Here is a 5,768-nt window from a genome sequence, read left to right as displayed (position 1 = left end):
AGCACGCGCATGACCACGAGGTCTTCGCGGTGAGCGGGCATGGAGTAGGCAGGCACCTGCCAGCCGCGTGAGCGCAGGCGGTCCGAGAGGTCATAAAGGCTGTAGTTGACCTTGGCATCGGCCTTGAAGGCCCAGCACAGGGCCGGGATGCCGCCGCGCCCGTTGTACAGCACTTCAAAGGGGCCGAGCTTGGCAATTTCATCGCCCAAAAAGCGGGCCGTATCGTAGCAGTTCTGGTGAATGCGGCGGTAGCCTTCGCGGCCCAGGCGCAGGAAGTTGTAGTACTGGGCAATGATCTGGCCGCCGGGGCGGGAGAAGTTGAGCGCAAAGGTGGGCATGTTGCCACCCAGATAGTTCACATTGAAAATCAGGTCTTCGGGCAGGTCGCTTTTTTCGCGCCAGACGACCCAGCCCACGCCAAGCGGGGCAAGGCCGAACTTGTGGCCCGAAGAGTTGATGGATTTGACGCGGGGCAGGCGGAAGTCCCAGAGCAGGTCAGGCTCGATGAACGGCGCAAGAAAGCCGCCGCTGGCCCCGTCCACATGGATGGGGATATCCCAGCCCTTGTCTTTCTGCAGCTTGTCGAGAGCCTTGCTCACTTCTTCCACCGGCTCATACTGGCCGGTAAAGGTCACGCCGAGGGTAGGCACAACGCCGATGGTATTTTCATCGCAGCGTTTGATGACTTCTTCGGCATTCATGATCAGGCGGTCTTTTTCCATCGGAATTTCACGCAGCTCAACGTCCCAGTAACGGGCGAACTTTTCCCAGCAAACCTGCACCGGCCCGCAAACCATGTTGGGTTTGTCATAGGGCTTTCCTGCGGCCTTGCGCATGTTCACCCAGCGGCGCTTCATGCCAAGCCCGCCGAGCATGGCGGCCTCGCTGGAGCCGGTGGTGGAGCAGCCAAGGGTTCCCTTGGGGTCCGGCGAATGCCACAGGTCGGCCAGCATGTGCACGCAGCGTGTTTCTGTTTCGGCGGTCTGCGGGTACTCGTCCTTGTCGATCATGTTCTTGTCAACGCATTCGGCCATGATCTGGTTGATTTCGGGATCAACCCAGGTCTGGCAGAAGGTTGCCAGATTCTGGCGCGAATTGCCGTCCAGCATAAGTTCATCGTGGATGACCTGATAAACGTCGCGGGGGCGGCTTTCCTGCAGGGGCATCTGATAGCGCGGCATGGCATTCGCCATATCCGACGCGGCATAGGTGTCGTCAAGTACGGTGTTACGCAAGGTGTTTTTCGCAGTCATACTTTAGTCTCCATTGTTGCCGTTAATTGAAAAATCGTTTTCCACACGCGTTGCATGCTTCCATTGAGGTTTTTTAAAAGCCTGGATAATGAGCGGGATGGCGATGAAGATCGACAGTCCGCCCGCCACAAGGGCTACGTAAAGCGCGGGATTGCCCACAGGCAGGTTGTGCGGCGGAAAAAATCCCGCGGTAAAGGCGAAGGCCACGCCCAGAAAGCCCGTGCCGCCGATAAGAAACATGCCCATGATGCCTCCGGGCACGCTGTATGTACGCGGCAGATCGGGCCGGGTGATGCGCAGGCGTATGGCCGCGCCGAACATGAGCAGATACATGGCCAGGTAAATGCTGGCCGTAAGCGTTGTCAGAATGAAAAAGGCGATGCTGACGTTTTTTACCAGAAAGTAGATGGAGCTCAGGGCAAGAACGATAACTCCCTGAAAAGCCAGCAGCGCCACAGGCGCACCGGCCTTGTTTACCTTGCCGAAAAACGGCGGCGACTCGCCGTCGCGGGCCGTTTGCAGCATGCCCTTGCTTGGGCCGGATACCCAGGCCATCACATTGCCCACGCCGCCGAAGGTAATAAGCAGGGCAATCAGCGGCACAAGAAAATCCAGGTCAAACTTGTGCAGCATCAGGGAAAAGGCTTCCATCAGCCCGGCTGTGAGGCTTATTTCCCTGGGGGTAAGCACCGTTGCCACGGCAAGCGAACCCATAAAGTAAACAAGAAAGGCAATGGCCGAAGCCAGCAGCATGGCAATGGGAAAGTCCCGGCGTGGATTTTTCATGTTTGCGGCCTGAACCCCCTGCACCTCGATACCCGAAAACATAAGCAGAATGCCTGCAAGAAAGGTTACGCTGCCAAGGCCCGTGAAGTGCGGGAAAACGCGGGGATGCACATGTTCGCGCACCATGTGGCCGTCCACCGCCTGCGCGCTTTGCGTCAGAAAGGCCACGTCATTGCCCTGGTCAACCCAGAACTGGCCAAGAATGATGATGAACAGGCTTGGAACAAGGGTTCCCATAAAGACGCTGTACTTGGTCAGCGTGTTGACCGTGCTGGTGCCGCTCAGGGCAACGCCCGTGGCGCAGGCGTAGATGCCGATGCTGACAAGCCCCGTATAGACGCCGCTTTGCGACAGATGTGGGTCGCCCAGGCAATAGGCCAGAGATGCGGCGGAAAAGCCGAGAATTGTGGGATACCAGGCCAGGGTCTGCACCCATTGCAGCCATATGGCAACAAAGCCCCAGCGCGGGCCGAAAGCCTCTTTTACCCAGATGTAGACGCCGCCTTTGCGTTCGGCAAAGGCGCTGCCCAGTTCGGCGGAAACCATGCCGGCAGGCAGAAGAAAAACAACGGTGGCAAAAAGGATGTAAAAAACCAGGGAAAGTCCTTCAAGAGCCATCATGGGCAGCGCGTTCAGACTTACAACCGTTCCCAGGGCCATCAGGGCAAGGGTTGAAATGGCGACCTTTTTTGGGGGGGTGTGTTCGGACATCCGTATTCCTCTGGCGTATCTTGTCAATCACGAGGGAAAAGGCCGACCGGGGCGTATATTGCCCTGACGAGCAAAGAAGAATCGTTTTAATTAGTAAAAAGCTAAACATGCTTTGCTTTTTTTTACAACTTGTTTGTTGATAAACAAGAGGCGCGGCGCAGCTTCAGGCAGGTAATTTTTTCGGTATTTACAGCATGTTATCTGATATTTACTATCGCGATAATTGAATATTATTGTTTTATTTTAAAATGATAGGATAACTGCCGCCATGCATGTTGACGCAATGCATAATTTTTACTAGTTTTATTTTAACTGAAAATAACTATTTGTATCGAAAGCTTTTTACCGGACGCGGGCCGTTTGACAAGCAAGCGGCGAAACAGACTTTGCCAACACAGGAGCAACTGCTATGGGAGAAGTTAAAGAACAGACATCCGGTTCAAAAATGACTATTACGACCATAGTCATAATGAATATCACTGCGGTCGTCAGCCTGCGCTTTCTCCCTTCCGAAGCGGAATACGGATTGGGCGCAATCTTTTACTATGCGTTTGCGGCCCTGGTTTTTCTGGTGCCAATGGCGCTGGTGGCCGCAGAGCTGGCTACCACCTACCCGGAGAAGGGTGGTGTTTTTCGATGGGTCAGCGAGGCGTTCGGGCCGCGCTGGGGCTTTTTGGCCATGGCAATGCTGTGGATTGAGGTTATCCCCTACTTTCCCACAGTGCTGACCTTCGGGGCCGTGTCTATTGCCTTTATGGACCCCAACGTGAGCATGGCCGAAACCATAGCGGCCAATAAATGGTACATTACGGGCTTTGTGCTGATTGTATACTGGGTGTCGGTGTTCATTGCCCTGCGCGGGGTCGGCATATTCGCACGGGTGTCAAAATGGTGCGGTATCGTGGGTACGATCATCCCCGCCGGGGTCGTGGTCGTGCTGGGCTTTGCCTATCTTTTCTGCAGCGGCAAGCCGCCGTTGATTGAACTGAGCTGGGGGGCGCTGATTCCCGATTTCACCAACTTCAGCAACATCGTTCTTGCGGCCAGCATCTTCCTGGCCTACGCGGGTATGGAGATGAACGCCGTACACGTCAAGGACATGGATAATCCCACCAAAAAGTACCCCATAGCCATTACCATCGCCTCGGTAGGCACGGTAGCCATCTTCCTGCTGAGCACCCTTGGCATCGCCTTTGTTGTTCCCAAGCAGGACATCAACCTTACCCAGAGCCTGCTGCTGGCCTATGACCTGCTGTTCAAGTGGATCAACGCCGAATGGCTGGGTTCCGTGCTGGCCGTCATGCTGGCTTTCGGCGTGCTGGGCGGCGTGGTTACCTGGATTGCCGGTCCCAATACCGGTGTGCTCGCCGTCGCCAAGGCCGGGTATCTGCCCCGCTGGTTCCAGAAGACCAACCGTTTCGGCATGGGCAGTCATCTCATGCTCGTGCAGGCGGTGGTTGTTACCATCCTGTCCATCACCTTTGTGGTCATGCCCTCGGTGCAGGCAGCCTTTCAGATATTGTCGCAGCTTACGGTCATTCTGTATCTGGTCATGTACATGCTCATGTTCGCCAGCGGTATCCGCCTGCGGCTGAGCCAGCCCAACCGTCCGCGACCCTACCGGGTTCCCGGCATGTACCTGTGGGCCACTCTGGGTTTTCTCGGTTCGATGCTGGCCTTTGCGCTCAGCTTTGTGCCGCCGAGCCAGATTTCCATCGGCAGCCCTGAAACCTACATGATGTACCTTATCGTGCTGGTGGTCGTTTTTGTGGCGATTCCGCTGACGATCTTCGCCCTGCGCAAGCCCGAATGGCGCGATCCCGATTCAGACTTTGAACCGTTCACCTGGGAAAAGGAAAAGGCTCAGGTGCAGGCCCCTGCACAGCCGCCGGCCGGAACGCAGGCCGGAAGTTAGCGCCCGGGGTTTCATGACAACATAATTGTTTATGATAAAGCCGTGATAGCTCTGCTATTGCGGCTTTATCAAAAGGAAAACACCATGCCTGACATTGCAAAAATCCAGTCTGTGGTGAACAGCGCGCACGCGCAATTCGGCAAGGCTCCCGGCGGGGCCAATGCCGACTACATCCCTTTTCTGGCGAATATCCCCAGCGACCTTGCGGCCGTGGCCGTTGTGACGGCCCAGGGGCAAACCGCGGCGGCCGGTGATGCGGACTACCGCTTTGCCATTGAATCCATTTCCAAGGTCTGCACGCTGGCTCTGGCGCTGGAAGACTTCGGTCCGCAGGCCGTTCAGGAAAAAATCGGAACCAGCCCCACGGGCCTGCCCTTTAACTCGGTCATGGCGTTGGAACTGCACGGCGACAAGCCGCTTTCGCCGCTGGTCAACGCCGGGGCAATGGCCTCGGCCAGCCTTGTGAAGGCGCATTCCACAGAAGAACGCTGGCAGCGCATACTGGACATGCAGCGCAGGCTCGGCTCAAAGGAAATAGCCATTTCTGACGAGCTGAACCAGTCGGAGCAGACCACGAACTTTCATAATCGCGGCATTGCCTGGCTGCTGTATTCCGCGGGCTATATGTACTGTGACCCTATGGAAGCCTGCGATGTTTACACGCGCCAGTGCTCGACCCTGCTCAATACCGTGGAACTTGCAACCATCGGCGCGACCATCGCCGCGCGCGGGCGTAATCCCGTTACCGGAGAACAGGTGCTCAAGCCGGAGCACTGCCCCTGCATCATGGCTGAAATGACGATGGAAGGCATGTATGACAGTTCGGGTGACTGGGCCTACAGGGTGGGGCTGCCGGGCAAGAGCGGCGTTGGAGGCGGCATATTGACGATTGTGCCGGGGGTGCTGGCGATTGCGGCATTTTCACCGCCTCTGGACAGTGTGGGCAACAGCGTACGCGGGCAAAAGATGGCGGCCTTTGTTGCCGGAGAACTGGGGTATAATCTTTATAAGGCCTGATTGGCATGCCTCATGCCCCGCCGGACACGCTTGCAGCCCGGCGCAGGCTGTTGCGGCCCACCTTGCCTTTGCCGGGTGGGCCGCTC

The 5,768-nt window shown here is 56.8% G+C and carries 4 protein-coding genes; 2 read left to right on the top strand and 2 right to left on the bottom strand.

The features are described 5' to 3' along the window. Together V6C07_RS09480 and V6C07_RS09475 are read right to left on the bottom strand one after the other, a co-directional pair. Positions 1 to 1,253: glutamate decarboxylase (locus tag V6C07_RS09480; RefSeq protein ID WP_333536186.1), on the bottom strand; the 1,253-nt coding region annotated here is incomplete at its 3' end. Positions 1,254 to 1,256: 3 nt separating this feature from the next. Further along, positions 1,257 to 2,750, bottom strand: coding sequence for an amino acid permease (locus tag V6C07_RS09475; protein ID WP_333536185.1), 1,494 nt, complete (start codon positions 2,748 to 2,750; stop codon positions 1,257 to 1,259). A 409-nt stretch (positions 2,751 to 3,159) separates the two neighbouring features. Here V6C07_RS09475 and gadC point away from each other — a divergent pair, with 409 nt between their 5' ends. Both gadC and glsA read left to right on the top strand, forming a co-directional pair. Then, positions 3,160 to 4,665, top strand: a complete 1,506-nt coding sequence (gene gadC, locus V6C07_RS09470) for a putative glutamine/gamma-aminobutyrate antiporter GadC (RefSeq protein ID WP_333536184.1) — start codon at positions 3,160 to 3,162, stop codon at positions 4,663 to 4,665. Positions 4,666 to 4,749: 84 nt separating this feature from the next. Beyond that, complete coding sequence (glsA, locus tag V6C07_RS09465) at positions 4,750 to 5,682, top strand: glutaminase A (protein WP_333536183.1); 933 nt, start codon at positions 4,750 to 4,752, stop codon at positions 5,680 to 5,682. Positions 5,683 to 5,768: the final 86 nt, after the last annotated feature.

Source organism: Desulfovibrio sp. 1214_IL3152, from assembly GCF_036763055.1.
Lineage (GTDB): Bacteria > Desulfobacterota > Desulfovibrionia > Desulfovibrionales > Desulfovibrionaceae > Desulfovibrio.
This window is presented reverse-complemented; position numbering and strand designations above follow the sequence as displayed.

What these genes read in the sequence shown, in the direction of transcription:
- glsA (WP_333536183.1), top strand. Translation starts at nt 4,750, where the DNA reads ATGCCTGACATTGCAAAAATCCAGTCTGTGGTGAACAGCGCGCACGCG.
- gadC (WP_333536184.1), top strand. Translation starts at nt 3,160, where the DNA reads ATGGGAGAAGTTAAAGAACAGACATCCGGTTCAAAAATGACTATTACG.
- V6C07_RS09475 (WP_333536185.1), bottom strand. Translation starts at nt 2,750, where the DNA reads ATGTCCGAACACACCCCCCCAAAAAAGGTCGCCATTTCAACCCTTGCC.